The following is a 26,669-nucleotide window of genomic DNA, read 5'->3' as shown; positions in this document are numbered from 1 at the left end:
GCCGCCCAGATGAGCAAGCGCAAGGTTATTCCACTGTTGGTCTACATCCTGTTCCTGCTGGTGCCTATCTACTGGCTGCTGAACATGTCCTTCAAGAGCAACACCGAAATCCTCGGTGGCCTGACGCTGTTTCCCCAGGATTTTACCTTTGCCAACTACAAGGTGATCTTTACCGACCCAAGCTGGTACACCGGCTACCTCAACTCGCTGTACTACGTCAGCCTCAATACGGTGATTTCTCTGAGTGTGGCACTGCCGGCCGCCTATGCTTTTTCGCGCTACCGCTTCCTGGGCGACAAGCACCTGTTCTTCTGGTTGCTGACCAACCGCATGGCGCCACCGGCAGTGTTTTTGCTGCCGTTCTTCCAGCTGTATTCCTCCATCGGCCTGTTCGATACGCATATCGCCGTGGCCCTGGCCCATTGCCTGTTCAACGTGCCGCTGGCGGTGTGGATTCTCGAAGGCTTCATGTCTGGCGTGCCCAAGGAAATCGACGAAACGGCCTACATCGACGGGTACAGCTTCCCCAAGTTTTTCGTGAAGATCTTTATCCCGCTGATTGGCTCGGGGATCGGCGTGACGGCGTTTTTCTGCTTTATGTTTTCCTGGGTCGAACTGCTGCTGGCCCGCACGCTGACCTCGGTGAACGCCAAGCCGATTGCGGCGGTGATGACTCGTACCGTCTCGGCCTCCGGCATCGACTGGGGCGTGCTCGCAGCGGCGGGGGTGTTGACCATCTTGCCGGGCATGCTGGTGATCTGGTTTGTTCGCAACCACGTGGCCAAGGGCTTTGCCCTGGGCCGGGTCTGAGGAGTCGATGATGGAATGGATGGCCTGGACCACCCCGACTGCACTGTTCTTCGCCGCAATCGGCCTGCTGCTGGTGGGCATGACGACGTGGGAATTACGCTCGCCGAGTATCCCCCGGCGCGGTTTGTTACCGATCAGCACCACCCGTGGTGATCGCTTGTTTATCGGTCTTCTCGGCAGCGCCTACCTGCATTTGTTGGTGATCGGCGTAACCGGCTGGAGCATCTGGGTGGCGTCCGCGCTGTCTCTGGTGTGGCTGTTGTCTGTGATGCGCTGGGGCTAGTTGCCCCTTTTGAACCCCAAAACCAGGAGGTCTCTATGTTCGATAAAAACAATAAGCTGCGACATAGCATTTCATTGGCGGCCGTGCTGGCGCTCTGCGGGCTCAGTGCTGCGGCCTGGGCGGATGCTTATGAAGACGCTGCGAAAAAATGGATCGGCAGTGAGTTCAAGCCGTCGACCCTCACCGAAGCCCAGCAGCTCGAAGAGCTGAAGTGGTTTATCAAGGCCGCGGAGCCGTTTCGTGGGATGAAGATCAACGTGGTGTCGGAAACCCTCACCACCCACGAGTACGAGTCCAAAGTTCTGGCCAAGGCCTTCAGCGAAATCACCGGGATCAAACTGACCCACGACCTGCTGCAGGAAGGCGACGTGGTGGAAAAACTGCAAACCCAAATGCAGTCCGACAAGAACATCTATGACGGTTGGGTCAACGATTCCGACTTGATTGGTACGCACTTTCGCTATGGCAAGACAGAATCCATCACCGACCTGATGGCCAACGAAGGCAAGAACTTCACCTCGCCCACCCTGGACATCAAGGACTTCATCGGTATCTCGTTTACCACCGCGCCGGACGGCAAGATCTACCAGTTGCCCGACCAGCAGTTCGCCAACCTTTACTGGTTTCGCGCCGACTGGTTTGAACGGGCAGACCTGAAAGCCAAGTTCAAGGAGAAGTACGGCTATGAACTCGGCGTGCCGGTGAACTGGTCGGCCTACGAAGACATCGCAAAATTCTTCAGCGAAGACGTCAAGGAGATCGACGGCAAACGCGTCTACGGGCACATGGACTACGGCAAGAAAGACCCGTCCCTGGGCTGGCGTTTCACCGACGCCTGGTTCTCCATGGCCGGTGGTGGCGACAAGGGCCTGCCCAACGGCTTGCCGGTGGACGAGTGGGGCATTCGCGTGGAGGACTGCCACCCGGTGGGCTCCAGCGTGACCCGTGGTGGCGACACCAACGGCCCGGCGGCGGTGTATGCCACGCAGAAATACGTGGACTGGATGAAAGCCTACGCGCCACCGGAAGCGGCGGGCATGACCTTCTCCGAATCCGGGCCGGTGCCGTCCCAGGGCAACATCGCCCAGCAGATCTTCTGGTACACCGCGTTTACCGCCGACATGACCAAACCGGGCCTGCCGGTGGTGAACGCCGACGGCACGCCGAAATGGCGCATGGCGCCATCGCCCGTCGGGCCTTACTGGGAAAAGGGCATGAAGAAGGGCTATCAGGACGTAGGTTCCTGGACGTTCCTCAAGTCGACGCCCGAGAAGCAGAAACTTGCGGCCTGGCTATACGCGCAGTTTGTGACCTCCAAAACCGTGTCGTTGAAGAAAACCATTGTGGGTCTGACGCCGATTCGTGAGTCCGACATCAACTCCCAGGCCATGACCGACCTGGCACCGAAACTCGGTGGCCTGGTGGAGTTCTACCGCAGCCCGGCCAGGGTGGAATGGACCCCGACCGGCACCAACGTGCCGGACTATCCACGGTTGGCGCAGTTGTGGTGGAGCCATATTTCGGAAGCAGCCAGCGGCGAGAAAACACCGCAGCAGGCGCTCGATGGTTTGGCCAAGGACCAGGACGCGATCATGACGCGCCTGGAACGCTCCAAGGTGCAGCCGATTTGCGGGCCGAAGATGAACGAGGAACGGGACGCGCAATACTGGTTTGACCAGCCGGGTGCGCCGAAGCCGAAGTTGGCGAATGAGAAGCCGCAGGGTGAGACGGTCAGCTATAACGAGTTGCTGAAGTCGTGGGAGGCGGCGCGCAAATAATCCAGACGCGGTAGATCAAACTGTGGGAACCCGATTTGTGTGGGAGCCGGGCTTGCCCGCGATGCAGGCACCGCGGTCTGTCAGTCAGACCGCGGTGATGCCATCGCAGGCAAGCCAGCTCCCACATAAGCCCGGTTCCCACTTTGGTTTTATGGGGTTTGTAAAAGTGGCGCTACTTGGGATACAGCGGCGGCAAGCTGGTGCTATCCCCCGCAGAGTCCTGCTCGCGCTCCGCCGTCGGAATCGCTTTCACCGCCCGCCACAGTTCTTCACCCTGCCAATACTGCCCAGTCTCGCTGTAGAGCGCGCCGTTCAACCCGTCCAACGCATCCGATAACGGCACAAACCGCGCCGCCATGTCCGCCAGCGTCTCCGGCTGTTGCCGTGCCCACGCATCCAGCGCCTGGCGCGTGGCTTGCGGGTCATTGGCCTGGCTCGCGCGCTTGAGGTCGTCCAGCAATGTCCGCGGGCTTGGGCCGGTTTGCGCGGCACGCAGGACTGCCGGCTGCCAGCGCGCACGCCACCATAAACCGAAGCCCAGCAGGGTGGTGCAGGCCAGGCTCAGGCTGGTCAGTTGCCAGAGCCACAGGCTGTCGTTGTCCGGCGCGGTGACCACGGTCGGGCTGGCGGGAGTGTCTACGATCAGGCTCGGGTTGCTCGCTACCTGCAGGGTGCGGGCCGGCAGGCTGGTGCGTTCCAGATGGTCTTCGTGGGTGTTCCACCACACCACTTCCACCGCCGGCAATTCAAGCGCACCGACGCGGTTGGGCACCAGCGCTTCGCGGTCTTCACGGCTGCCAATCAGGCCGCGGTCGTTGTTCTGGTTGCTCAACACTGGCTGGTCCGGGTAGCGGCGCAGGCCGGGAATGTCGCTCAGTGCCAACGGCGGAAGCTGGGCGCCGGCCAGGCCTTCGGCCTTGAGGGTCAGGCTGCGGGTCAGGGAGTCGCCGACCTGCACGTGATCCGGCTCGGGGTTCCAGCTTTCAGTCAGGGTCAGGCTGCGTGCCGGCAGCCAGGGCGCGTCTGCCGGGTACAGCGCAGGCTTGGCCTTGACGGCCAGAGCCAGTTCCGGTGAGCTGACGTGGATCAGCTTGCCGGGTTTGGAGCCTTGTGGGTTGTTGTCCTGGGCGGGCCGTGGCTCTACCAGCGTGGCGCTGAAAACCTGCGCCGGGATCGTCAACGTACCGCTGTGCTGCGGGTAGATCGCATAGCGGGTTTCGATCACGCCATGGCGAATGCCATTGATGACTTTCTCGTAGGTGCGCGACTCGCCCAGTTGTTCGATGCGTGTATCGGCGAGCTGCAACGGCGTGAGGCTGCTGTCGTCGTACAGCGACACGGAATGGTAGACGCGTACGGTCAGCAGTGCCTGGGCCTGGACGTAGACGCTGTCTTGATCGAGGGTGGTTTCGATAAACACCGGGGCCAATTGGGTCTCGGTGTCCTGGCTGGTGGTTTCTACCACTTGCAGGGTGATGGGCTGGGTCTTGAGTTCACCGATCTGCAACGGCGGAATTACTACAGTGCCGTTCTCCTTGGGCAGCAGGGTGATGATCCAGCGGGTGGTGGCGTGGTTGTCGCCACCCAGGGTGGTGAGCTGGTTGATCTGGCGGGTGCCGCTCACCTCAAACAGCGGGTCCAGGGGCGCCAGGTCCGGTTTGCCGAACAGCGTGACGTCGTTGGACTCGACCGTCAGTTCCACCGTCTCCCCGGAGTTGATGCGGCTGCGGTCGACACTGGCCACCAGGCCGGCCGCCTGGGCCTGGCTGGCCCACAACACGAGGGTGAGAAGAAGGGCGGTGCAGCGGTTCATCGAGTCTTGTCCTGATGTTGTTGCTGTTCGTACCAGAATTTACGTCGCAGCAGTTCGCCGGGGTTGTCCGGGATCTGCCGCAGCCATTGTTCCAGGGCCTGGCGCTGTTCGCCTTCGATCGTGCTGCTGGCGGGGCGCAGGGGCGGCGTCGTGGTTTGCTCATCCCCCAACTCGCTGCCGGGCACCTCGTTGCTGCCGGCGTGTGGCGTGGCGCCGGTTTGGGTGTCGGTGGCGCCGGGCTCGCCCTGGCCTTGGGACGTCTGCTCACCACCGGTGCCGGTCTGGCTGCTGGCGCCCGGTTGCGCAGTCTGGCCGGGTTGCGTGGTTTCGTCATCCTCGTTTTTTGCAGGTTTGTCCGGGTCGGTTTTGTCCGGCGCCTGCTGCATCAGGCGTTCCACCAGGGCTTTGTTCTTCAGCGCCGGTTGCAGGTCTGGCTGGGCCTCCAGGGCCTGTTCGTAGGCGTCTATCGCAGCTTCCAGTTCGCCGCTCCTGGCCAGGGCATTGCCTCGATTGTAGTGGGAATAGGCATCGCTGCCTTCAGCAAAGCGCTTGGCGGCTTCGGCGTAGTTGCCAGCCTCATACAGCGCGACGCCTTGCCATTGCGGGTCTTCGAAACGTTCGGCAGCCTCGGCCGGGCGTTTTTGCTTCAGCAGCAACTGGCCCTGTTGGTCGGGGCGCAGCCACAGGTCCTGAAGCTCGAAGGCGTAGCTGGGCTGCGGCGCGCCCAACAACAGCAACGGCAGGCAGAACAGCCAGCCACGGCGCCCGGCGCAGGCGGCGAGCAACAACAGCGGCAAGAGTAGCCAGTAACCCTGGTCGGCCCAGGTGTCGAGGTGCAGCAGTTGCCCGTCGTTGCGCAGCTTTTGCGGGCCGTCCAGCAGGCCGAGGTGGCGCAGGTCCTTGTCGTCCAGGCGCGCCTGACGATAGAGGCCGCCCATTTCGCTGGCGAAGGCCTTGAGGGTCGGGCTGTCCAGGCGCGGTACAAGGATCGCACCCTGGGCGTCTTTGAGGAATTCGCCGCTTTCCTGGGTCACCGGGGTGCCTTCACGGCTGCCGATGCCGAGGATCGACAAGCTCGGCGCCTGATTGCCTTGCAACAACAGCCGGATGCCTTGGCGTTCCTGCTTGGACAGCGACGAGCCGATCAGCAGCAGCCGCCCCTGGCCGAGGCCGCCGTGCTTGAGCAGGGCCAGGGCTTTTTCCACGGCGAGGTCGGCGCGGTGGCCGGGCTCGGGCATGATCGAGGGGCGCAGGGCTTCCAGCAGGTTATGGCTGGTGGCCAGGTCGTCGGAAAGCGGCACCAGCGTGTGGGCGCTGCCGGCGTAGACCACGATGGCGGTCTGCGCATCGCTGCGGGCCTGGAGCAGGTCGAACAGCTTGCGCCGTGCCTGTTCGAGGCGGCTGGGCGGGGTGTCGGTGGCGAGCATTTCCGGGGTCAGTTCCAGCAACACCACCAGCGGGTCGGCGGGTTTCTGGCTGGGCTGCTCGACGCGCTCCCAGCTTGGGCCGAGCAATGCCAGCATGGCCAGCAACCAGGCGCTGCCGAGCACCACCCACGGCGATTTGCTTTCGCGGCCACTGCCGCCGCTGAGCAGCGCGGCGTGGAAGGCCGGCGGCAGAATCATCTGCCAGCGCCCGGCCCGTTTCTGGCGGTGCCACAGTTGCCACAGCAACCAGCCGAGCAGTGGCAGCAGTAACAGCCACCACGGGCGGAACCAGTGCGGCCACAGGGCGATCATCGACGCCTCCGCAAGCGCAGGCGTTTCAGGCGTTCGCGCCATTCAGGATTGGGTTGCAGGAAACGGCCCTTGCTGGAAAGTTTGTTGAGCAGGCGTTGCAGGGCGTTATCCGGCCAGCGTTCCTGGATCACCAGCAGCATGCTGAGGATCAGCGCCAGCGCCAGTGGCGCACTGTACAACGCCTGGGCGGGGCGGGCCTGGGTGGGTTGCTGGGCCACGGGTTCCAACTGGTCGAGGGTTTCCTTGATCTTCAGCAGTTCGTTACCGTCGCGGGCTCGGAAGTAGCGGCCCCCGGTGGCCTCGGCAATGGCTTTGAGGGCTGGTTCGTCGAGGTCCAGGCTCGGGTTGACGCCGAGGATGCCCAGGGAGCCGGTTTGCTCAGGGTCGGCACCGATGCCGATCGGGTAGATTTTTACGCCTTCTTCCGCGGCCAGGCGCGCGGCGGTCAGCGGGTCGATTTCGCCGGCGTTGTTGGCGCCGTCGGTGACCAGGATCAGCACCCGGCTTTGCGCAGGCCGCTGGCGCAGGCGCTTAAGGGCCAGGCCGATGGCGTCGCCAATCGCGGTATTTTTACCGGCGATACCAATCCGTGCTTCATCCAGCCAGGTGCGCACGGTGCGTCGGTCGAAGGTCAGTGGCGCTTGCAGATAAGCCTGGCTGCCGAACAGGATCAATCCCACGCGGTCGCCCTCGCGGCTCTCCAGGAAATCCCCCAGCAGGTGCTTGACCAGGCTCAGGCGGCTGACGTCTTCGTCTTGCCACTGCATGTCGGGGAAGTCCATCGAGCCGGAGACGTCCACCGCTACCAGCAAGTCGCGGCCGCTGGCAGCAATCGGCAGGGGTTCGCCCAGCCATTCCGGGCGGGCGGCGGCGGTCAACAGCAACAGCCACAGGAACACGAACGGCGCTTGCTGGCGCCAGCCCGGCAGGTTGACCCGCGCGCGACGGCGGGCCAGCCCTTCGAGGTCAGTGAGGAAGCTGACTTTCAGCGCCGGTTCGCCGCTGTCGGCCACCGGCAGGATGAGCCGCAGCAACCATGGCAATGGCAACAGGGCAAAGATCCACGGCCAGGCGAACTCAAACATGTTTGCGAATCCAGGTGTCGACGGCTTGGGTCAGGCCGGCGATGGCCTTGTCGTCGAGTTTGCATTCGGGCTTGTAGGCACCTTCCACCAGCACCATCCAGCGGGTCAGGCCGGCGGCGGGGCAACGGTTGTCGAGGAACGCCAACCATTTGCGGCCATTGAGTGTATGGCTCTGGCTGTAGGGGTAGTCGTTACGGCACAGGCGTTTGAGCAGGCCGTTGAGTTGTTGCAGCCAGGCACCGGCCGGGGCGCCGTCGTACGGTTTGGGCATCAGCGCCAGCTCCGCAAGGGCGGCGATGCGCAGCGGGTCCAGGGGTTGTTCGGCACGCGTCAACGGGCGCTTGGCCGGCAGGAAGCGGCGCAACCACCACAGGCCCCAGCCCGTCAACGGAATGATCAGCAGCAACAACCACCAGCCCGGTGCGGGCGGCCAGAAGCCGACCACCGGCGGGGCGATCAGGGGTTGCAGTTGGTCGAGGCCGCTCATTGCTTTTTAACCGGGCGTTGCGGGTTCAGGTATTCGCGCAGTTGCTCAACCATTTCACCCTGAGTACTCAAGGGCATCAACAGCACGCGCAGCTTTTGCGCGAGCAATTCCCAGCGCGCGCTGCGGGCCTCGGCCTGGGCCTTGTAGGCTTGGCGCAGGTCGAAGTTCAGGGTGTCCAACTCAAGCTGTGCGCCGCGTTCTGTGAAGCGCAGCAGCCCGGCGGCGGGCAGGGCATGGTCCAGCGGGTCGGACACGGGCAATAGCAGCAGGTCGCAATGCCGCGACAGCAGGCTCAACTGTTGCTCGGCGCCTTCGGTCAGGGCGCGTTCATCGCAGATCACAATCACCAGGCTACCCGGGCGCAGTACTTCCCGGGCGCGGCGCAAGGCCATGCCGAGGGCGTCGGCTTCGGGGCGGCGTTCGGTGTTGAGGCTCTGGTTGACCCGCACCAGCCGGTTGAGCAATTGCAGCAGGCTTTGCTTGCTGCGCCGGGGTTTGATTTCGTAGTGCTCGCTGTCGCCGAACACCAGGCCGCCAACCCGGTCATTGTGGCCGAGCGCCGCCCAACCGATCAGGCTTGCCGCCTGGGCCGCCAGTACCGACTTGAACATCTGCCCCGAGCCGAAAAACAACCGGCAGCTTTGTTCCACCATAATGAAGATCGGCCGTTCGCGCTCTTCATGGAACAGCTTGGTGTGCGGCTCCTGGGTACGTGCGGTGACGCGCCAGTCGATGGTGCGTACATCGTCGCCGGCCTGATACACCCGCACCTGGTCGAAGTCGACCCCGCGCCCGCGCAGTTTGGAGTGGTGCAGGCCGATCAGCGGGCTGCGCTGGCTCGGCGTGGAAAACAGCTGCACTTCCCGCACGCGATGGCGCATCTCGATCAATTCGCTCAGGGTGATACGGGTTCCATCGCCAGCGTTCATGGGCGTCAAGCGACGGCAACGACGTCGAGAATGCGTTGCACCACGCGGTCCTGGTCGATGCCGGCCGCTTCGGCCTCGAACGACAGAATGATGCGGTGGCGCAGCACGTCGAACAGCACCGCCTGGATGTCTTCCGGGCTGACGAAGTCGCGACCGGCCAGCCAGGCGTGGGCCCGGGCGCAGCGGTCCAGCGCAATCGAGCCACGGGGGCTGGCGCCATAGGCAATCCACTCGGCCATTTCCGGGTCGAACTTGGCCGGGGTGCGGGTGGCCATGACCAGTTGCACCAGGTATTCCTCTACCGCGTCGGCCATGTACAGGCCGAGGATTTCCTTGCGCGCGGCAAAGATCGCCTGCTGGCTGACCCGGCGCTCGGGCTTGGTCTCGCCGTTGAGCGCCTCGCCACGGGCTTGCTGCAGAATGCGGCGCTCGACGGCGGCATCGGGGAAGCCGATTTTTACGTGCATCAGGAAGCGGTCGAGTTGGGCTTCGGGCAGCGGGTAGGTGCCTTCCTGCTCGATTGGGTTTTGCGTGGCCATCACCAGAAACAGTGGCGACAGCTCGTAAGTGCTGCGCCCTACACTGACTTGGCGTTCGGCCATGGCTTCGAGCAATGCGGATTGCACCTTGGCCGGGGCGCGGTTGATTTCGTCCGCCAGCACCAGGTTGTGGAAGATCGGGCCTTGCTGGAACACGAAGCTGCCGGTTTCCGGGCGATAGATCTCGGTGCCGGTGATGTCGGCAGGCAGCAGGTCGGGGGTGAACTGGATGCGATGGAACTGTGCTTCGATCCCTTCGGCAAGCTCCTTGATGGCCTTGGTCTTGGCCAGGCCGGGAGCGCCTTCAACCAGCATGTGGCCATCGGCAAGCAGGGCAATGAGCAAGCGCTCGATGAGTTTTTCCTGGCCGAGAATCTGCGTTGAAAGAAAGGTTCGCAGCGCAAGCAGCGCTTCACGATGTTCCATCGGTGACGGTTCCTGGAGAGGTGAGACTGGGCGTTGTGAAAAATGCCAAGCCTGGGGGCGTTACTTTAATGCATCGCAGGGGCTGACGACTAACGGCGCGGGGGGTATTTTTTGGGAAATGTGGGAAATATCCGAGGTTTTTGCCGGCTGGCACTTACCTTTGTGGTCTTTGTGGCGAGGGAGCTTGCTCCCGCTGGGCTGCGCAGCAGCCCCAACAAGGCTGCCAAGTTTTTCCAGGCAGAGCGCAGTCGGCTGGTTTGGGGCCGCTTCGCAGCCCAGCGGGAGCAAGCTCCCTCACCACATTGATAGGTTTTGGCGGCTAGATCCGGATATAGGTTCCGGTGCCCTTGAGAATGTTCTGCAGGGTTTCTTCCACTTCGGCCAGGTCCGACTCGGCGGTGCCGTGGGTGATTTCCAGATGGTCGTTGCCACCCAGCGCATCGGCGTCCGCCGCACCAATCTCCACGAGCAAAGTCGTGGCGCCCAGAGTGATCTTGAGCCCGTCCAGGGTCGACGGCTCGTAATCCCAGGTGATTTCCACCTCGTCCTCATCCGGATAACGGCTGACCATGAACATCTCGCCCTTGTCACCGTGGCAGCAGAGCATGGCCATGTTGTCTTCTTCGTCATCGCACGGGTTGACGATCAGGTGGGCGGTGGTGAGTTGCAATGGCATGGTTAATCCTGTCTGGGGGAGGGCGAAGCAGGGCAATTGTGCCATCGCGGCGAATTTTGTGCTGCATCGTGTGTCAGACCTTATGGCATGACCTGGCGGGCTGTATCGGTCATTTCTGGTACTCGGCGCCCCGGGATTTGTCTGAAAACACCCGGTTGCCCAAGTCGCAACCCGCCAGCAGCGTGCCGATGACCGAATATGTCGCAGCGTCGCAAGCAGCCTGCTTCCTACACTCGTTAAGCTGCGCAACGGATGTGCCTCTGCCGGGAGTCTGACCTGCCCGTCGTACCGTCACCTGGCAAGGTGCGCGTCTTATGGAAGTTGAATGTGACCTCATTGTCTTGTCCAGCTTCACCCACCTGTCGCTCTGAATTCGTTACTGTAGACCGCGAACAGAGCTGACGGTCTCCCCGTAAGGGGATAACACGCGACGCTTCCATCAATAACAAGCCCAAGCGGAGTACCACAGATGGCGTTCTTCACCGCAGCCAGCAAAGCCGACTTCCAGCACCAACTGCAAGCGGCACTGGCGCAGCACATCAGTGAACAGGCACTGCCACAAGTGGCGCTGTTCGCTGAACAATTTTTCGGCATTATTTCCCTGGATGAACTGACCCAGCGTCGCTTGTCCGACCTGGCCGGTTGCACCCTGTCTGCCTGGCGCCTGCTTGAGCGCTTTGATCACACCCAACCGCAAGTGCGGGTCTACAACCCCGATTACGAACGTCACGGCTGGCAATCGACCCACACCGCGGTCGAAGTGCTGCACCATGACCTGCCATTTCTGGTGGACTCGGTGCGTACCGAGCTGAACCGCCGTGGCTACAGCATCCACACCCTGCAAACTACCGTCCTCAGCGTGCGTCGCGGCAAGAAGGGCGAGTTGCTGGAAATCCTGACCAAAGGCACCCAGGGCGACGATGTTCAGCAAGAATCGCTGATGTACCTGGAAATCGACCGCTGCGCCAACGCCGCCGAGCTGAATGTCCTGAGCAAGGAACTTGAGCAGGTGCTGGGCGAAGTGCGCGTTGCTGTCGCCGATTTCGAACCGATGAAGGCCAAGGTCCAGGAACTGCTGGCCGGTATCGACACCAGCTCGTACGTGATCGACGGCGAAGAAAAAGCCGAGATCAAGAGCTTCCTGGAATGGCTGGTGGGCAACCACTTCACCTTCCTCGGCTATGAAGAGTTTGTGGTACGTGACGAGGCGGACGGCGGCCATATTGAATATGACGCCAACTCGTTCCTCGGTCTGACCAAGCTGCTGCGCCCCGGCCTCACCGCCGATGACCTGCGCATCGAAGACTACGCAGTGAACTACCTGCGTGAACCGGCTGTGCTGTCGTTCGCCAAGGCCGCTCACCCAAGCCGCGTGCACCGCCCGGCCTACCCGGACTACGTGTCGATCCGCCAGATCGATGCCAACGGCAAGGTCGTCAAGGAATGCCGCTTCATGGGCCTCTACACCTCTTCGGTGTACGGCGAAAGCGTACGGGTGATCCCGTATATCCGTCGCAAGGTTGCGGAAATCGAGCGTCGCTCGGGCTTCCAGGCCAAGGCGCACTTGGGCAAGGAACTGGCCCAGGTGGTCGAGGTGCTGCCCCGTGATGATCTGTTCCAGACCCCGGTGGACGAACTGTTCAGCACCGTGATGTCGATCGTGCAGATCCAGGAACGCAACAAGATCCGCGTGTTCCTGCGCAAAGACCCGTACGGCCGCTTCTGCTACTGCCTGGCCTATGTGCCGCGCGACATCTATTCCACCGAAGTGCGCCAGAAAATCCAGCAAGTATTGATGGATCGCCTTAAAGCCTCGGACTGCGAATTCTGGACGTTCTTCTCCGAATCCGTACTGGCTCGTGTCCAGTTGATCCTGCGGGTAGACCCGAAGAACCGCCTGGACATCGACCCGCTGCAACTGGAAAAAGAAGTGGTGCAGGCTTGCCGCAGCTGGCAGGACGACTATTCCAGCCTGGTGGTGGAAAGCTTCGGCGAAGCCCATGGCACCAACGTGCTGGCGGATTTCCCGAAAGGCTTCCCGGCCGGCTACCGCGAGCGTTTCGCGGCGCATTCGGCCGTGGTCGACATGCAGCACTTGCTCAGCCTCACCGAAGCCAACCCGCTGGTGATGAGCTTCTACCAGCCGCTGGGCCAGGTCTCCGGCCAGCGCGAGCTGCATTGCAAGCTGTATCACGCCGACACCCCGCTGGCGTTGTCCGATGTATTGCCGATCCTGGAAAACCTCGGCCTGCGCGTACTGGGTGAATTCCCGTATCGCCTGCGTCATGCCAACGGTCGCGAGTTCTGGATTCACGATTTCGCGTTCACCGCCGCCGAAGGCCTGAACCTCGACATCCAGCAGCTCAACGACACCCTGCAGGACGCGTTCGTGCACATCGTCAATGGCGATGCCGAGAACGATGCGTTCAACCGCCTGGTGCTGACTGCCGGCCTGCCATGGCGCGATGTGGCGCTGCTGCGTGCCTACGCCCGTTACCTGAAGCAGATTCGCCTGGGCTTTGACCTGGGTTACATCGCCAGCACCCTGAACAACCACACCGACATCGCTCGCGAGTTGACCCGGTTGTTCAAGACCCGTTTCTACCTGGCGCGCAAGCTCACCGCCGAAGACCTCGAAGACAAGCAGCAACGTCTGGAGCAAGCGATTCTCACGGCCCTGGACGACGTTCAGGTGCTCAACGAAGACCGCATCCTGCGTCGCTACCTGGACCTGATCAAGGCCACCTTGCGGACCAACTTCTACCAGGCAGACGCCAACGGTCAGAACAAGTCGTACTTCAGCTTCAAGTTCAACCCGCATGCAATTCCTGAATTGCCCAAGCCAGTGCCGAAGTTTGAAATCTTCGTCTACTCGCCACGGGTTGAAGGCGTGCACCTGCGCTTTGGCAACGTCGCTCGCGGCGGCCTGCGCTGGTCTGACCGTGAAGAAGACTTCCGTACCGAAGTGCTCGGCCTGGTAAAAGCCCAGCAAGTGAAGAACTCGGTGATCGTGCCGGTGGGCGCCAAGGGCGGCTTCCTGCCGCGTCGCCTGCCATTGGGCGGCGGTCGGGACGAGATCGCGGCCGAAGGCATCGCCTGCTACCGCATCTTCATTTCGGGCCTGTTGGACATCACCGACAACCTGAAAGACGGCGCCCTGGTGCCACCGTTGAACGTGGTGCGCCACGACAACGACGACCCGTACCTGGTTGTTGCGGCGGACAAGGGCACTGCGACCTTCTCCGACATCGCCAACGGTATTGCCATCGACTACGGTTTTTGGCTGGGTGACGCGTTCGCCTCCGGTGGTTCTGCCGGTTACGACCACAAGAAAATGGGCATCACCGCCAAGGGCGCGTGGGTGGGCGTGCAGCGCCACTTCCGTGAGCGCGGCATCAACGTCCAGCAAGACAGCATCACTGTAGTGGGCGTGGGCGACATGGCCGGCGACGTGTTCGGTAACGGCCTGTTGATGTCCGACACGCTGCAACTGGTCGCGGCCTTCAACCACCTGCACATCTTCATCGATCCAAACCCGACCCCGGCCAACAGCTTCGCTGAACGCCAGCGCCTGTTCGACCTGCCGCGTTCGTCCTGGACCGACTACGACACCAGCATCATGTCCGAAGGCGGCGGTATCTTCTCGCGCAGCGCGAAGAGCATTGCCATCTCGCCACAGATGAAAGAACGCTTCGACATCCAGGCCGACAAGCTGACCCCGACCGAACTGCTGAACGCCTTGCTCAAGGCACCGGTAGACCTGTTGTGGAACGGCGGCATCGGTACCTACGTCAAGGCCAGCACCGAAAGCCACGCCGATGTGGGCGACAAGGCCAACGACGCCCTGCGCGTCAACGGCAACGAGCTGCGCTGCAAGGTGGTGGGCGAGGGCGGTAACCTCGGCATGACCCAGTTGGGCCGTGTGGAGTTCGGCCTCAATGGCGGCGGTTCCAACACCGACTTCATCGACAACGCCGGTGGTGTGGATTGCTCCGACCACGAAGTGAACATCAAGATCCTGCTCAACGAAGTGGTGCAGGCTGGCGACATGACCGACAAGCAACGCAACCAGTTGCTGGCGAGCATGACCGACGAAGTCGGCAGCCTGGTGTTGGGCAACAACTACAAGCAAACCCAGGCCCTGTCCCTGGCTACCCGCAAAGCATTTGAGCGTGTTGCCGAGTACAAGCGCCTGATGAGCGACCTGGAAGGCCGCGGCAAGTTGGACCGCGCCATCGAGTACCTGCCGACCGAGGAGCAGCTCAACGAGCGCGCCGCCGCGGGCAAGGGCCTGACCCGTCCGGAGCTGTCGGTACTGATCTCCTACAGCAAGATCGACCTCAAGGAAGCGCTGCTCAAATCCCTGGTGCCGGATGACGACTACCTGACCCGTGACATGGAGACCGCTTTCCCGCCGAGCCTGGTGGCCAAGTTCTCCGAAGCCATGCGTCGCCACCGTCTGAAGCGCGAGATCGTCAGCACCCAGATCGCCAACGACCTGGTCAACCACATGGGCATCACCTTCGTTCAGCGGCTCAAAGAGTCCACCGGCATGAGCCCGGCGAACGTGGCGGGCGCCTACGTGATCGTGCGTGACATCTTCCACCTCCCGCACTGGTTCCGTCAGATCGAAGCCCTGGACCACCAGGTGTCGGCCGACGTGCAACTGGAGCTGATGGATGAGCTGATGCGCCTGGGCCGTCGTGCCACGCGCTGGTTCCTGCGCAGCCGTCGCAACGAGCAGGACGCCGGGCGCGATGTTGCGCATTTCGGTCCGCACCTTGCCGCGCTGGGCCTCAAGCTCGACGAACTGCTGGAAGGTCCGACCCGCGAAGGCTGGCAGAACCGTTACCAGGCTTACGTCGAAGCCGGTGTGCCAGAGTTGTTGGCGCGCATGGTTGCAGGCACGACCCACCTGTACACCCTGCTGCCGATCATCGAAGCCGCCGACGTGACCGGCCAAAGTGCGGCAGACGTTGCGAAGGCTTACTTCGCTGTCGGCAGCGCCCTGGACTTGCCGTGGTACCTGCAGCAAATCAGCAGCCTGCCCGTGGGCAACAACTGGCAGGCCCAGGCCCGCGAAGCCTTCCGCGACGATGTGGACTGGCAGCAACGGGCGATCACCATTTCTGTCCTGCAAATGGCCGACGCCCCAGAAGACATGGAAGCCCGCGTGGCCCTGTGGCTTGAGCAGCACCAGGATATGGCTGATCGCTGGCGCGCCATGATGGTTGAGATTCGTGCAGCGGTCGGCACGGACTACGCCATGTACGCGGTGGCCAACCGTGAGCTGCTGGACCTGGCGTTGAGCGGTCAATCGGTGCTGTAACCGGCTTGATTGAGCGGTAAAACCAAAAGCCCGGTATCGAAAGATACCGGGCTTTTTTGTGTGCGCCATTACAGGGTTGGCTCTGCGTAGCAGCTGTCGAGCCTTGGCGAGGCTGCGTTTGCGGTGTATCAGACACACCGCCGACGCAGCCTCGCCAAGGCTCGACAGCTGCTACGTGATCAGTAGCCTGGCTTCCAGATGGTCCAGATGTTGAGTCATCAAGGCTACGGCTTTGCCGGCATCGCCTTGCTCCACCGCATCCACAATCGCCATGTGCTCCTGCCATGCGCAATACGTGCAGGCCTTGGCCTCAAACTGCGCAATCGCCAATGAGGTGAGCGGCACCAGGCTGTTGAGGAACTGCGCCAGCGGCGCGTTACCCGCAATCGCTGCCAGTTGCAGGTGAAACTCGCCGCAGAGCCGAATCGCCGGCCCGCGCTCGTCACGCTCGATGCAATCGCGCTCTCGTGCGATCAACTCCCGCAGTTGCCGGATCTGCGCCGGTTTCGCCTGGGCACACGCCAACTGCACCACGGTGATTTCCGTCAGGCGCCGCGCCTCGAGAATCTGCTGGGTCTGTTGTGCATCCGGTGCCGCCACCTGGGCGCGGTGGTTGGGCCGCAGGATGATCACTTGCTGGTGCGACAGCCGCGCCAGCACCCGGCGAATCACGCTGCGGCTGACACCAAAACTTTGCCCGAGGCTCTCCTCGGTAAAACGGCTGGCGGGGGCGATGCGTTGCTCGAGAATGGCGTCGAACAGTGCCGGGTAGATGTCGTCCACCGAGAGTTTCGGCTTGCCCACCAGGCGCAACGGCGTAATGGGGAACGGGGTGTGCAGGGCGTGAGCGGTCATGCGCGGTCTCCTGGAAGTCAGCTACCCAGATGGTCATCCGGGATGTTCAGGCGAATGCCCATGCGCAAACCTTCCTGCAGGATGTGCCGGCGCATTTCGGCGCTGGCCAGGGCGCTGTTCTTGTTGCGGATGGCGCGCACCACGGCGTCGTTTTCCTGCAAGCGTTCCGCCAGGTGTTCGGGGGAGTTGCGCAACACCTGGGCACTTTGCTTGAGGGCGTTGCTGGTTTGTTGCACCACGTTCTGGAAGATCGGGTTGGACGTCAGGGCGAACAGCTCTTCGTGGAACGCGATGTAGGCGTTCATGCCGGCTTCGCTGTCGCCGGCGTCGAGGGCTTCGCGCATGTCCATCAAGGTCAGGCGCAGTTGCCCGACTTCCTTGCTGCTGATGGATTGGGCCACCAGACCGACGATAAACGGCTCAAGGGTGTAGCGCAGTTGCAGGATGTCTTCGAGGCTGGCGTCGGCCACGCCGCTGTCCTGGGCATGGGGTTCGCTGAGGGTGGTTTCCAGCACCACCACGCCCTTGCCAGGCATGGCGCGCACCAGGCCGAGGGTTTCGAGCACGATCACCGCTTCACGCAGGCTTGGGCGGCTGATGCCCATTTGCTCGGCCAGTTCACGCTGGCCGGGCAGCATCTCGCCGCGCCGCCACTGGCCCCGCGCCAGGGCGGCGCGCAGTTTTTCTACGACTGAATTGACGACGGTTGAGGTGCTGATCACGTCGATGCCTCCTTGATGATCTAGTGTGGGAGCTGGCTTGCCTGCGATAGCGGTTATCAGTCAAAAATTCATTTGCTGACCCGGCGCCATCGCAGGCAAGCCAGCTCCCACATTGGAGTGGTGTGTTGTCGGGAAAGAGTTAGAACTCCTGGTGCGCCGGCAAGACCGGTTTCTTCGCCTGGAAGGCATACCCTTGTTGCCCGTCCAGCACCTTGTTGGCGCGCTGGATATCGATGTCTTTCTCCCAGCGGGCGATGGCCACGGTGGCGACACAGTTGCCGATCAGGTTGGTCAGCGCCCGGCCAATGCCCATGAACCAGTCCACCGCCAACACCAGCACGAGGCCCACCACTGGAATCGCCGGGATCGCGGTGAGAGTCGCCGCCAGAATCACCAATGCCGACCCCGGAATCCCGTGGGCGCCCTTGGAGGTGATCAGCGACACCAGCAGGATGGTCAGCAGGTCGGTCATCGACAGCGGCGTGCCGGTGGCGTTGGCGATAAACACGATGGCCAGGGTCAGGTAGATCGAAAAACCGTCGAGGTTGAACGAGTACCCGGTCGGAATCACCAGGCCGACGGTCGAGCTGCCAATGCCCAGATGCTCCAGTTTACGCATGATCTGCGGCAACACTGCATCGGAGGACGCGGTGCCCATCACGATCAACAGTTCTTCGCGCAGGTACTTGAGCAGCGGCAGCATCCGCAGGCCCGAAAGGCGCATCACCAGGCCCAGAATCACCGCGACGAACAGGAAACAGGTGAGGTAGAACAGGCCCACCAGGCTGCCCAGGTGTTGCAGGGAGTCCAGGCCGTAGGTGCTGGTGGTGAAGGCGATGGCACCGAATACGCCGATGGGCGCCAGGCGCACGATCATGCCCATGATGCGGAAAATCACGTGGCTCAGTTCGTTGATCAGCCGCGAAATGCCGGAGGCGGCTTCGCCCACCAGGTTCAGCGCGCTGCCGAACAACACCGAGAACAGCAGCACTTGCAGCACGTTGTTGTCGGCAAAGGCGCCGATCACCGAGTTGGGAATCAGCTCCATCAGAAACTGGCTGGTGCCCTTGATGTGCTGGCCGCGGTCTGCCAGTTCATTCAGGCCGGCGGACGACAATTGTTCCAGGTGGATATTGGCACCGGTGCCGATCCCGCTGCTGAAGGCCATGATCAGGCCGATCACCAGCGCCACGGTGGTCAGCGCTTCAAAGTAGATCACCGATTTGAGGCCGATGCGTCCGACTTTCTTCAAGTCGCCAGCGCCGGAAATACCGCTGACCACCACGCAGAATACGATCAGGCCAATCAGCATTTTGATCAGCTTGATAAAGCCATCACCCAGGGGTTTGAGTTGCGAGGAGAATTCGGGAAGGGCGAGGCCGCAGATTATGCCGATGACCAGGCCAATCACGACTTGCAGGAAAATCGAACGCGAGCACCATCTGAGCATGGGAAGGATCTCTATTCGGTGCCCTGGTGGGTCCAGGGCTTAATTGTTGTGGTATGACCGGTTTGTCCAGTGCGGGGCCAGTCTACGCTCGGGTTTTTTCAAGTCGCAAGTAAATATTACGGGGATGGCAGGTCCCGGTCAGACCAGTTGGTTCGCAAGCCAGGTACTTGAGCGGTTGGCGGCACGGAATTTTTTTCGCTTATCATCCAGGGCTTGGTTAACAAGGTGAGTTATGGATATCCCAGGATTGATCACGGACGCGGCGGGCGTCACGAGCTGTACGTGGCGCACGGCGGCGGCGCAATACCCGCATTACCACGACCACGAATGGGGTGTGCCGGTCAGCGATGACATCGCGCTGTACGAGAAGATTTGCCTTGAAGGCTTTCAGGCGGGCATGGCGTGGATCACCATCCTGCGCAAGCGCGAGGCGTTTCGACGGGCGTTCGAGGGTTTTGATTTTCGCCGGGTGGCGCAGTACACCGAGCAGGACATCGAGCGATTGATGGCCGACCCGGGCATCGTACGCAATCGCGCCAAGATCATGTCCACCATCAACAACGCTCGGCGTGCGTGTGAGCTGGTGGATGAAACCGGCTCGCTGGCGGCGTGGCTGTGGTCGTTTGAACCTGCCGCCGATGAACGTCCGGCGGTGGTGGACATGGCGTACTGGGCGGCCAACCCGACTTCAGCCGCTTCAACGCGCTTGTCCAAGGCCCTGAAAAAACGCGGCTGGAGCTACGTGGGGCCGACCACGATGTATGCGTTCATGCAGGCGATGGGCATGGTCAACGACCACCTGGAAGGGTGCGTCTGCCGGCCACGAATCGAACACCTGCGCCGCCACTTCAAACGACCCTGAGCCACTGACTGTGCGCGGTTAAAACTGTGGGAGCTGGCTTGCCTGCGATAGCGGTGTATCAAACACAGTTGTGTTTGTTGACCCACCGCTATCGCAGGCAAGCCAGCTCCCACAGGAGGGTGCGGTGGCGCGGGTTAGTGGGGCAGCGGCGTGAGCACGTCGGCCTTGTCATCCATCACCATCACCACCAGCAGTTTCGCCGGTTGGGTCTGGCTGGCATTGCTGGATTCAAAGTGCCGCGAGCCGGCAGGTTCATAGAACGACTGGCCGACTGTGTAGGTGATCGCCTTTTCATCGTTGACCCGCGAGGTGATTGCACCTTCCAGCACATAGGCCACGGCCGTGCCGGTGTGGCTATGGGGCACGGTGGCCTGGCCCGGGGCGTAGTCCACGGTGAGCATGACGGTTTTCTTGCCCGGAACGTTGGTCAGGGCGTGTTCTTGCAATACGTTGATTTTCTCCTGGTTGTACACCGGGTCGTGGGCAAAGGCGCTTAACGAGACCAGCAGCAGGGTGGTGCCGAGCAGTATTTTCATGGCGATGCTTCCCAGAGATTTTAGACCTCTTCACCCTACGCGCTGGTAATGGAGCGACCAATAACCAATCTGCCGGAAAATCCCTCAGCCAATCTCTTGCAGGATGTCGCGCACCTTGTCCAGTGCCGGGTCGATGTCCAGGGTTTCGATGGCGCCGAAACCAATGATCAAACCGTCGCGTATCGGCGCGTCATGGAAGAACACGCTCAACGGATACAGGCCGACCTCGACCTTGCGGGCCAGCTCCATCAGCAGCGGGATATTCACCGCCACTTTGCACAGCGCCGCCATATGGAACCCGGCCACGGTGGGCACGGCTTCGAACCACGGTGACAGGTCGCCGGCCAGGCGCTTGAGAATGCGCTCCCGGCGCCCGGCGTACACGGTGTGGCAGCGACGAATATGCTTGAGCAGATAGCCTTCGCTGATGAACTTGGCCAGCGCCCATTGCGGCAGGGTGGAGCTGTGCTGGTCGGTCAGTTGCTTGGCCTTGAGCACCGCGCCAAAAATCGCCGGTGGCAGCACGGCGTAGCCCAGGCGCAGTTCCGGCAGCAGGGTTTTCGAGAAGGTCCCCACATAGGTGACGACACCCCGGGTGTCCATGCTTTGCAGCGAGTCGGTGGGACGGCCTTCGTAGCGGAACTCGCTGTCGTAATCGTCTTCGATGATGATCGCGCCCAGCTCGAAAGCCCGGGCCAGCAAGGCCTCGCGACGTGCCAGGCTCATCGGCATGCCGAGGGGGAACTGATGGGAAGGCGTCACATAGATCAGCCGGGTGCCATCGGGAATCAATTCAACCTGAATGCCCTGTTCGTCTACCGGCACGCCCACGACCGTCGCGCCCACCGCGTTGAACATCAGGCGTGCGGGGGTGTAGCCGGGGTCTTCCATGGCCACGATGCTCCCCGGTTCCAGCACCACGCGGGCGATCAAGTCCAGTGCCTGCTGGGCGCCGTTGGTGACCACGATGTCGTCATCGCGGCATTTGACCCCGCGGGAAAACGCAATGTGCCCCGCGATTGCACTGCGCAAGGCCGGCAAGCCTTCAGGCTGGCTGTAGTAACCGCTGTTCTGGGCGATGCGGCGTAAGGCGTCCTGGGTACAGCGGCGCCATTCTTCCTGGGGGAACTGGCTGCGGGTGGTGGCGCCGCCGATAAATTCACAACGCAGGGTGCTGTCCCGGGTCGGGTGGCGCATGGGCGAGGGCAGCGATTGCCACTTGGCGAGGTTGGCGGCGCAGGCCAGGTCGGTTGCGGTTTGCAAGCGTTCGGAACGCGGCGCCCGGGCGTTGACGAACGTACCACGGCCGATCTTGCCCACCAGCAGGCCTTCGTAGGTCAGCGTGGCGTAGGTGTCGGACACCGTCTTGCGCGACACGCCCAGTTGCTCGGCCAGCAGCCGGCTGGGTGGCAGTTGTGCGCCGGCCGCCAGTTGCCCCGACTCAATGGCCGCTCGCAGTTGTTGGTAAAGTTGTTCGGCCAGGTCCTTGCGGCCGTTGATGATGACGTGCAGTTCCATGGTTCATCCAGAGGCGATCGATCCCTGGCAAGGTTACTCGCAACCGCTGCGGCTCGGTACCGCCAAAGTGGTCCCTGCATAAACCGGCATTTTGGCTATAGGGCTTATGCCGCGCGGCCTTTAGGCTGGCCAGTCATTGCATTGACCACTGGGGCCACACCGATGGAAGCTCGCCTGGATTACTACACGGCTTCGCCACAAGCGCTCAAGGGCATGCTGATGCTGGAAGCGGCGACCTTCGGCTTGTCCATCGAAAAACCTTTGCTGGAGCTGATCAGGATCCGCGTTTCGCAACTCAATCAGTGCGGGTTCTGCACCGATATGCATTCGATGGCGGCGCGCCAGCGCGGGGAGAGCGAGCGGCGCTTGTTTGCCCTGTGCGTGTGGCGCGACTCGCCGTTTTTTACCGCAAGGGAGAAGGCTGCCCTGGCCTGGAGCGAGTCATTGGCCACGCTGCCGACCTCCGGTGTGCCGGACGAACTGTTTACGGCCATACGCGTGGAGTTCAGTGAGCAGGAGCTGGTGGACCTGACCATGGCGGTATCCAGTATCAGTGCCTGGAACCGCCTGGCGGTCGGGTTTCGCCAGCAACCGCCCAACGAATGATCAGGACAGGAAACCACCGTCCACATTCAGTGAAACACCGGTGGTGTAGCTCGACGCATCGCTGGCCAGGTACAGCACCGCGCCGGCCATTTCGCTCGGGTCGGCCACACGCTTGAGCGGGATTTGCGCCAGGGCCATTTTCAGGATCGAGTCGTTCTTGACCAGGGCCGAGGCGAACTTGGTGTCGGTCAGGCCCGGCAGCAGCGCGTTGCAACGAATGCCGAACGGCGCGCACTCCTTGGCGAAGACCTTGGTCATGTTGATCACGGCCGCCTTGGTCACCGAATAGATGCCCTGGAACACGCCCGGCGAAATACCGTTGATCGATGCCACGTTGATGATGCTGCCCCCACCGTTATCGCGCATCAGCTTGCCGGCTTCCACCGACATGAAGAAATAGCCGCGAATGTTCACGTCGACGGTCTTCTGGAACGCGCCCAGGTCGGTGTCCAGCACGTTGCAGAACTGCGGGTTGGTGGCGGCGTTGTTGACCAGGATATCCAGGCGGCCGAACTGTTCGCGGATCGCGGCGAAGACGCTGGTGATCTGTTCCATTTCGCCAATATGGCAGGCAATCGCCGTGGCCTTGCCGCCGTCGGCGATGATCGCATCGGCCACCTGCTGGCAGCCGTCGATCTTGCGGCTCGACACAATCACGTGGGCGCCTTGCTGGGCCAGTAACTTGGCGATGGCCTCGCCGATACCACGGCTGGCACCGGAAACAAACGCGATCTTGCCGTCGAGGTCGAACAGTTGAGTCTTGGACATGGTTTTTCCTTGAAGAGGGTCAGAGGGAAGACTGTTTGATGACGTTCAGGCTCATCTGCTCCAGCAGCTTGTTCATATGGATGAACTGCGCAAAGCGTTTGTCCTGGGTCTGGCCGTGGAAGAAGCGGTAGTAGATCTGCTGCACGATGCCGGCCAGGCGGAACAGGCCGTAGGTGTAATAGAAGTCGAAATTGTCGATCTGGACTCCGCAGCGTTCGGCGTAGTAGTCGACGAACTGGCGGCGGGTGAGCATGCCGGGGGCGTTGCTCGGCTGGCGGCGCATCAGTTGCACCGGCGCCGGGTCGGCCGCTTCGATCCAGTAGGCGAGGGTGTTGCCCAGGTCCATCAGCGGGTCGCCCAGGGTGGTCAGTTCCCAATCGAGCACGCCGATGATCTGCATCGGGTTATGCGGGTCGAGGATTACATTGTCGAAGCGGTAGTCGTTGTGCACGATGCTTGAGGTGGGGTGGTCGGCCGGCATCTTGTCGTTGAGCCACGCACGTACTGCTTCCCAGCTGGGAGCGTCGGGCGTCAGGGCTTTTTCGTAGCGCTCGCTCCAGCCGCGAATCTGCCGCTGTACGTAGCCTTCGGGCTTGCCCAGGTCGGCCAGGCCGCAGGCGGCGTAGTCCACCTGATGCAACTCGACGAACTTGTCGATAAAGCTTTTGCACAGGGCTTCGGTTTTCGCCGCATCCAGGCCCAGTTCCGGTGGCAGGTCCGAACGCAGGATGATCCCGTTGACCCGCTCCATTACGTAGAACTCGGCGCCGATCACTGACTCGTCAGTGCAGTGCACGTACGCCTTGGGGCAATACGGGAAACCGTCCTTGAGCTGGTTGAGAATCCGGTATTCGCGGCCCATGTCGTGGGCAGACTTGGCCTTGTGGCCAAAGGGCGGGCGGCGCAGCACGAATTCCTGGCCGGGGTATTCCAGCAGGTACGTCAGGTTGGAGGCACCACCGGGGAACTGGCTGATTTTTACACTGCCGCTCAAGCCCGGGATATGGGCCTTGAGGTAGGGATCGATGAGGCTGGCATCAAGTTCTTCGCCGGGGCGAATCTGGGTCGATTGGTCATTAAGCGCCATGCTTATCCCTTCTGCTTATTCTTAAGGCCTTGGACTATTGGCTAATCTAATGCGCGCAGCCATCCAGCCACAAGGTTGGGGCCGCTTAATAGGTTAGCGTGTTGGCCGATGATCAGCGGGCATGATGTGCCTGGATCGCCGGCCGCGTTTTTCGCGGGGCCGGGATCTGAGTCAGTTGCGTGGCGGCAGCGTTACAGGCGTCAGCACGGGGCGACCGGCGAAGTATTCCAGCAGGTTGTCCGCCACACGCTGCACGGTGTCATGGGCCGCTTCCGGAGACAGGCCGGCGACATGGGGCGTGAGCACGGTATTGCTGAGGTGCTTGAGGGCGTCCGGCACCTTGGGCTCGTCGTCGAATACATCCAGTGCCGCGCCGCCGATGCGGCGTTGTTCGAGGGCGGTAATCAGGTCGGCCGTAACCACCACGCTGCCGCGGCCGATGTTCACCAAAAAACCGTTGGGCCCCAGCGCGTCGAGGGCTTGGCGGTCGATCAGATGCCGCGTGCTGGCGCCGCCTGGTGTGGCGAGGATAAGGAAATCCGAGGCCCGCGCCAGTTCCACGGCGGTGGCGCAGTAGGTGTAGTCCACGTCGTCGCGGGGCTGGCGGTTGTGATAACTCACCTCCATGCCAAAACCCAGGGCTGCGCGCCTGGCGATCTCCAAGCCTACGGCGCCCAGGCCAAGAATGCCCAGCTGTTTGCCGGCCAGGGAAGGGCGCATGACTTTGGGCCATTCGTTGCGCCGTACCGCCGCGTCGGCCCGGGGAATGTCGCGCACCAGCGAGAGCAACAGGGCCATGGCGTGGTCTGCTACCGATGGCGCATTCACGCCGGCGCCGTTGGTGACTACGATGCCCCGGTTGCTGGCGGCTTGCAGGTCGACGTGCTCATACCCGGCGCCGATCACACAGATAATCTCCAGCGACGTCAGCGCGGCGATTTCCTCGGCGTAAAGGCCAAGTGGGCCGCGGGTCAGCACTGCCTGAATCTGCCCGCCGTGTGTCTTGATCGCCTTCGCACGTTCGGTCGGGGTTGGCGCAAGGATCACGTGAAAGCCGTTGCCTTCGATGATCGGCAGGTAGTCGTTGATGGTTTCAACCAGGACCAGAACGGTAACGGGCATCGGAAGGTTCTTCCTGAAGAATTAGAGCCTTGGATTATGCGGGATTTGTAGTACGGATCGTTTCTTTACCGCAGAAAAATTTCATTTCTCACCAGCCTAATCTGATTTTCCAGACCGCTCGTCCCAGCCCTTTTTACTGCCGCAGACTTTGACGACTTTCCTTAGCAGAGACGTCCAAAACCCTGAAAACTCAGGGAGTACCCGCAAGTCATAGGTGCCAGTGATGGCAAGCCCAGTTACTGGGGTCGAATTGAGTTCAGCGCGGGCGTCATCCATGGTCATCCGATTTCCGAGCAGGAATTCAGGAGGTTAACAAGTTGATCATTAGGCTTTATTGACGGAAACGTCACCCATGATGATCTCTCAATATTGCAGGATGGGGCGATGGAGAGTCAGGCCCACCTGCTGAAAGAGGACATGCTTCAGGTTGAATACGCCGGTGGGCTTATATTGGATGTCGGCTGGTATCCCTCCTTCGATACCCATGGTGGGTTCCGCATCAATGTAATAAGAAATTACGACTGGGACCGCCCAGTGATTGCGTTAACGGCACTAGCAACCGGTGATTTGGTCGAGCAACTGGTTGTTGCGCAGGGCGCGATCAATGGCGAACTGCGCAACGTCTTGAGAACCACGGCTTAGGTAAAGCTCCGGGCTTTAGAAGCCGATATCGTCAGCTTTCACACGCTTCACAAACGCCCCGGCCAAGGTTTTATTGTGATGCTCGATAATTGCCTCGGCCGATAGCGCCGGAGTGTCCATGCAGGTATGGCCATCTTCCGGCAGCACTACCGAGAACCCCAGCTCGACGGCCACTCGGCACGTCGTGTCGATGCAGTACTGGGTTTTCATCCCGACGATCACCAGTTCATTCACCTGTGCGGCCGCCAGTTGCTGCGCCAGCTCGGTGCCGAGAAAACAGCTGGGCCGGGTTTTATTGAAAACCGTGTCGCGGGCTGCATCGACCTCCAGCGCTGGCCAGAGCTGCCATAACGGGCTACCCGCCTCGATGGGCGAACCCGCCGGGCCGGTGTGGCGCGCTGCAAAAACCGGCACGCCAGCGTGTCGCGCTCGTTGAATCAACTGGTTGATGTTGTCGAGTACGCGCTGGCGTTCGTAGGGTTTTTCCGGACCATCGTACAGACCTGTCTGCATGTCGATGACCAGCAGGGCGGGGCGCTTGTTGTCAGGCATGGTACTGCTCCTTGTAGTTGCCAGATGGCGGAGCAATAAAAAGGCCCCGTCCATT

The 26,669-nt window shown here is 61.8% G+C and carries 23 protein-coding genes; 7 read left to right on the top strand and 16 right to left on the bottom strand.

The window, feature by feature from the left end:
• The first annotated feature begins 9 nt into the window (after positions 1-9).
• From RGV33_RS19180 to RGV33_RS19170, 3 genes are read left to right on the top strand one after another with little or no spacing between them, the layout of a single operon-like run.
• Complete coding sequence (locus tag RGV33_RS19180) at positions 10-810, top strand: carbohydrate ABC transporter permease (protein WP_008433050.1); 801 nt, start codon at positions 10-12, stop codon at positions 808-810.
• Positions 811-820: 10 nt separating this feature from the next.
• Positions 821-1,093, top strand: a complete 273-nt coding sequence (locus RGV33_RS19175) for a DUF2160 domain-containing protein (protein ID WP_010173082.1) — start codon at positions 821-823, stop codon at positions 1,091-1,093.
• A gap of 35 nt (positions 1,094-1,128) precedes the next feature.
• Complete coding sequence (locus RGV33_RS19170; RefSeq protein ID WP_322145642.1) at positions 1,129-2,871, top strand: ABC transporter substrate-binding protein; 1,743 nt, start codon at positions 1,129-1,131, stop codon at positions 2,869-2,871.
• 172 nt (positions 2,872-3,043) lie between these two features.
• On the opposite strand, the gene RGV33_RS19165 is transcribed toward RGV33_RS19170, so the two are convergent.
• From RGV33_RS19165 to RGV33_RS19135, 7 genes are all read right to left on the bottom strand, one after another.
• Positions 3,044-4,684, bottom strand: coding sequence for a BatD family protein (locus RGV33_RS19165; RefSeq protein ID WP_322145641.1), 1,641 nt, complete (start codon positions 4,682-4,684; stop codon positions 3,044-3,046).
• Entirely contained in the window at positions 4,681-6,423 is a 1,743-nt protein-coding gene (locus RGV33_RS19160; RefSeq protein ID WP_322145640.1) for a tetratricopeptide repeat protein, read from the bottom strand. Before RGV33_RS19160 ends, RGV33_RS19165 begins: the two co-directional genes overlap by 4 nt.
• Entirely contained in the window at positions 6,420-7,508 is a 1,089-nt protein-coding gene (locus RGV33_RS19155) for a VWA domain-containing protein (RefSeq protein WP_322145639.1), read from the bottom strand. The genes RGV33_RS19160 and RGV33_RS19155 overlap by 4 nt, the downstream gene beginning before the upstream one ends.
• Positions 7,501-7,995, bottom strand: coding sequence for a DUF4381 domain-containing protein (locus RGV33_RS19150; RefSeq protein WP_322145638.1), 495 nt, complete (start codon positions 7,993-7,995; stop codon positions 7,501-7,503). The genes RGV33_RS19155 and RGV33_RS19150 overlap by 8 nt, the downstream gene beginning before the upstream one ends.
• Positions 7,992-8,924 carry a DUF58 domain-containing protein gene (locus RGV33_RS19145; RefSeq protein ID WP_322145637.1) on the bottom strand — a complete coding sequence of 311 codons (933 nt, stop codon included), beginning with the start codon at positions 8,922-8,924 and terminating at the stop codon, positions 7,992-7,994. The genes RGV33_RS19150 and RGV33_RS19145 overlap by 4 nt, the downstream gene beginning before the upstream one ends.
• Positions 8,925-8,929: 5 nt before the next feature.
• A complete protein-coding gene (locus tag RGV33_RS19140; RefSeq protein ID WP_003218556.1) occupies positions 8,930-9,889 on the bottom strand; it encodes an AAA family ATPase in 960 nt (319 codons plus the stop codon).
• A gap of 319 nt (positions 9,890-10,208) precedes the next feature.
• The gene (locus tag RGV33_RS19135; protein WP_322145636.1) at positions 10,209-10,565 is read right to left on the bottom strand and encodes a hypothetical protein; all 357 of its coding nucleotides are present in this window, start codon (positions 10,563-10,565) and stop codon (positions 10,209-10,211) included.
• A 469-nt stretch (positions 10,566-11,034) separates the two neighbouring features.
• On the opposite strand from RGV33_RS19135, the gene RGV33_RS19130 reads away from it, so the two are divergent.
• A complete protein-coding gene (locus RGV33_RS19130) occupies positions 11,035-15,894 on the top strand; it encodes an NAD-glutamate dehydrogenase (RefSeq protein WP_322145635.1) in 4,860 nt (1,619 codons plus the stop codon).
• A gap of 171 nt (positions 15,895-16,065) precedes the next feature.
• Here the strand turns inward: RGV33_RS19130 and RGV33_RS19125 are convergent, their stop codons facing one another.
• From RGV33_RS19125 to RGV33_RS19115, 3 genes are all read right to left on the bottom strand, one after another.
• The gene (locus RGV33_RS19125; protein WP_322145634.1) at positions 16,066-16,749 is read right to left on the bottom strand and encodes a GntR family transcriptional regulator; all 684 of its coding nucleotides are present in this window, start codon (positions 16,747-16,749) and stop codon (positions 16,066-16,068) included.
• A gap of 17 nt (positions 16,750-16,766) precedes the next feature.
• Positions 16,767-17,471, bottom strand: a complete 705-nt coding sequence (locus tag RGV33_RS19120; RefSeq protein ID WP_322145633.1) for a FadR/GntR family transcriptional regulator — start codon at positions 17,469-17,471, stop codon at positions 16,767-16,769.
• 139 nt (positions 17,472-17,610) lie between these two features.
• Entirely contained in the window at positions 17,611-18,921 is a 1,311-nt protein-coding gene (locus RGV33_RS19115) for a C4-dicarboxylate transporter DctA (RefSeq protein WP_322145632.1), read from the bottom strand.
• A gap of 232 nt (positions 18,922-19,153) precedes the next feature.
• Here RGV33_RS19115 and RGV33_RS19110 point away from each other — a divergent pair, with 232 nt between their 5' ends.
• Positions 19,154-19,783 carry a DNA-3-methyladenine glycosylase I gene (locus tag RGV33_RS19110; RefSeq protein ID WP_322145631.1) on the top strand — a complete coding sequence of 210 codons (630 nt, stop codon included), beginning with the start codon at positions 19,154-19,156 and terminating at the stop codon, positions 19,781-19,783.
• Between the two features lie 134 nt (positions 19,784-19,917).
• Here RGV33_RS19110 and RGV33_RS19105 read toward each other — a convergent pair whose 3' ends face one another.
• A complete protein-coding gene (locus RGV33_RS19105) occupies positions 19,918-20,319 on the bottom strand; it encodes a cupin domain-containing protein (RefSeq protein WP_322145630.1) in 402 nt (133 codons plus the stop codon).
• Positions 20,320-20,403: 84 nt separating this feature from the next.
• On the bottom strand, positions 20,404-21,837 hold the full coding sequence (locus RGV33_RS19100; protein WP_322145629.1) for a PLP-dependent aminotransferase family protein: 1,434 nt from the start codon (positions 21,835-21,837) through the stop codon (positions 20,404-20,406).
• Between the two features lie 162 nt (positions 21,838-21,999).
• Here RGV33_RS19100 and RGV33_RS19095 point away from each other — a divergent pair, with 162 nt between their 5' ends.
• The gene (locus tag RGV33_RS19095; protein ID WP_322145628.1) at positions 22,000-22,443 is read left to right on the top strand and encodes a carboxymuconolactone decarboxylase family protein; all 444 of its coding nucleotides are present in this window, start codon (positions 22,000-22,002) and stop codon (positions 22,441-22,443) included.
• Here the strand turns inward: RGV33_RS19095 and RGV33_RS19090 are convergent, their stop codons facing one another.
• The 3 genes from RGV33_RS19090 to RGV33_RS19080 form a co-directional block, all read right to left on the bottom strand.
• Entirely contained in the window at positions 22,444-23,211 is a 768-nt protein-coding gene (locus RGV33_RS19090; protein ID WP_322145627.1) for an SDR family oxidoreductase, read from the bottom strand. It abuts the gene before it with no gap.
• A gap of 19 nt (positions 23,212-23,230) precedes the next feature.
• Positions 23,231-24,298 carry a phosphotransferase family protein gene (locus RGV33_RS19085; RefSeq protein WP_322145626.1) on the bottom strand — a complete coding sequence of 356 codons (1,068 nt, stop codon included), beginning with the start codon at positions 24,296-24,298 and terminating at the stop codon, positions 23,231-23,233.
• Positions 24,299-24,469: 171 nt separating this feature from the next.
• Positions 24,470-25,420, bottom strand: a complete 951-nt coding sequence (locus RGV33_RS19080) for a 2-hydroxyacid dehydrogenase (RefSeq protein WP_322145625.1) — start codon at positions 25,418-25,420, stop codon at positions 24,470-24,472.
• Between the two features lie 384 nt (positions 25,421-25,804).
• On the opposite strand from RGV33_RS19080, the gene RGV33_RS19075 reads away from it, so the two are divergent.
• The gene (locus RGV33_RS19075) at positions 25,805-26,062 is read left to right on the top strand and encodes a hypothetical protein (protein ID WP_322145624.1); all 258 of its coding nucleotides are present in this window, start codon (positions 25,805-25,807) and stop codon (positions 26,060-26,062) included.
• Positions 26,063-26,077: 15 nt separating this feature from the next.
• Here the strand turns inward: RGV33_RS19075 and RGV33_RS19070 are convergent, their stop codons facing one another.
• Positions 26,078-26,614: a cysteine hydrolase family protein gene (locus RGV33_RS19070; RefSeq protein WP_322145623.1), complete on the bottom strand. Its 537-nt coding sequence runs from the start codon at positions 26,612-26,614 to the stop codon at positions 26,078-26,080.
• Between the last annotated feature and the right edge of the window lie 55 nt (positions 26,615-26,669).

It is taken from the genome of Pseudomonas sp. Bout1, assembly GCF_034314165.1.
Classification (GTDB): Bacteria; Pseudomonadota; Gammaproteobacteria; order Pseudomonadales; family Pseudomonadaceae; genus Aquipseudomonas.
Note: the sequence above shows the minus strand (reverse complement) of the source record. Positions and strands in the feature narration are given on the sequence as shown.

Coding starts and splice junctions, on each gene's coding strand:
- RGV33_RS19105 (WP_322145630.1), bottom strand. CDS start 20,319: ATGAAAATACTGCTCGGCACCACCCTGCTGCTGGTCTCGTTAAGCGCC.
- RGV33_RS19180 (WP_008433050.1), top strand. CDS start 10: ATGAGCAAGCGCAAGGTTATTCCACTGTTGGTCTACATCCTGTTCCTG.
- RGV33_RS19070 (WP_322145623.1), bottom strand. CDS start 26,614: ATGCCTGACAACAAGCGCCCCGCCCTGCTGGTCATCGACATGCAGACA.
- RGV33_RS19165 (WP_322145641.1), bottom strand. CDS start 4,684: ATGAACCGCTGCACCGCCCTTCTTCTCACCCTCGTGTTGTGGGCCAGC.
- RGV33_RS19080 (WP_322145625.1), bottom strand. CDS start 25,420: ATGCCCGTTACCGTTCTGGTCCTGGTTGAAACCATCAACGACTACCTG.
- RGV33_RS19110 (WP_322145631.1), top strand. CDS start 19,154: ATGGATATCCCAGGATTGATCACGGACGCGGCGGGCGTCACGAGCTGT.
- RGV33_RS19085 (WP_322145626.1), bottom strand. CDS start 24,298: ATGGCGCTTAATGACCAATCGACCCAGATTCGCCCCGGCGAAGAACTT.
- RGV33_RS19125 (WP_322145634.1), bottom strand. CDS start 16,749: ATGACCGCTCACGCCCTGCACACCCCGTTCCCCATTACGCCGTTGCGC.
- RGV33_RS19170 (WP_322145642.1), top strand. CDS start 1,129: ATGTTCGATAAAAACAATAAGCTGCGACATAGCATTTCATTGGCGGCC.
- RGV33_RS19135 (WP_322145636.1), bottom strand. CDS start 10,565: ATGCCATTGCAACTCACCACCGCCCACCTGATCGTCAACCCGTGCGAT.
- RGV33_RS19155 (WP_322145639.1), bottom strand. CDS start 7,508: ATGTTTGAGTTCGCCTGGCCGTGGATCTTTGCCCTGTTGCCATTGCCA.
- RGV33_RS19160 (WP_322145640.1), bottom strand. CDS start 6,423: ATGATCGCCCTGTGGCCGCACTGGTTCCGCCCGTGGTGGCTGTTACTG.
- RGV33_RS19090 (WP_322145627.1), bottom strand. CDS start 23,211: ATGTCCAAGACTCAACTGTTCGACCTCGACGGCAAGATCGCGTTTGTT.
- RGV33_RS19130 (WP_322145635.1), top strand. CDS start 11,035: ATGGCGTTCTTCACCGCAGCCAGCAAAGCCGACTTCCAGCACCAACTG.
- RGV33_RS19095 (WP_322145628.1), top strand. CDS start 22,000: ATGGAAGCTCGCCTGGATTACTACACGGCTTCGCCACAAGCGCTCAAG.
- RGV33_RS19115 (WP_322145632.1), bottom strand. CDS start 18,921: ATGCTCAGATGGTGCTCGCGTTCGATTTTCCTGCAAGTCGTGATTGGC.
- RGV33_RS19100 (WP_322145629.1), bottom strand. CDS start 21,837: ATGGAACTGCACGTCATCATCAACGGCCGCAAGGACCTGGCCGAACAA.
- RGV33_RS19145 (WP_322145637.1), bottom strand. CDS start 8,924: ATGAACGCTGGCGATGGAACCCGTATCACCCTGAGCGAATTGATCGAG.
- RGV33_RS19075 (WP_322145624.1), top strand. CDS start 25,805: ATGGAGAGTCAGGCCCACCTGCTGAAAGAGGACATGCTTCAGGTTGAA.
- RGV33_RS19175 (WP_010173082.1), top strand. CDS start 821: ATGGAATGGATGGCCTGGACCACCCCGACTGCACTGTTCTTCGCCGCA.
- RGV33_RS19140 (WP_003218556.1), bottom strand. CDS start 9,889: ATGGAACATCGTGAAGCGCTGCTTGCGCTGCGAACCTTTCTTTCAACG.
- RGV33_RS19150 (WP_322145638.1), bottom strand. CDS start 7,995: ATGAGCGGCCTCGACCAACTGCAACCCCTGATCGCCCCGCCGGTGGTC.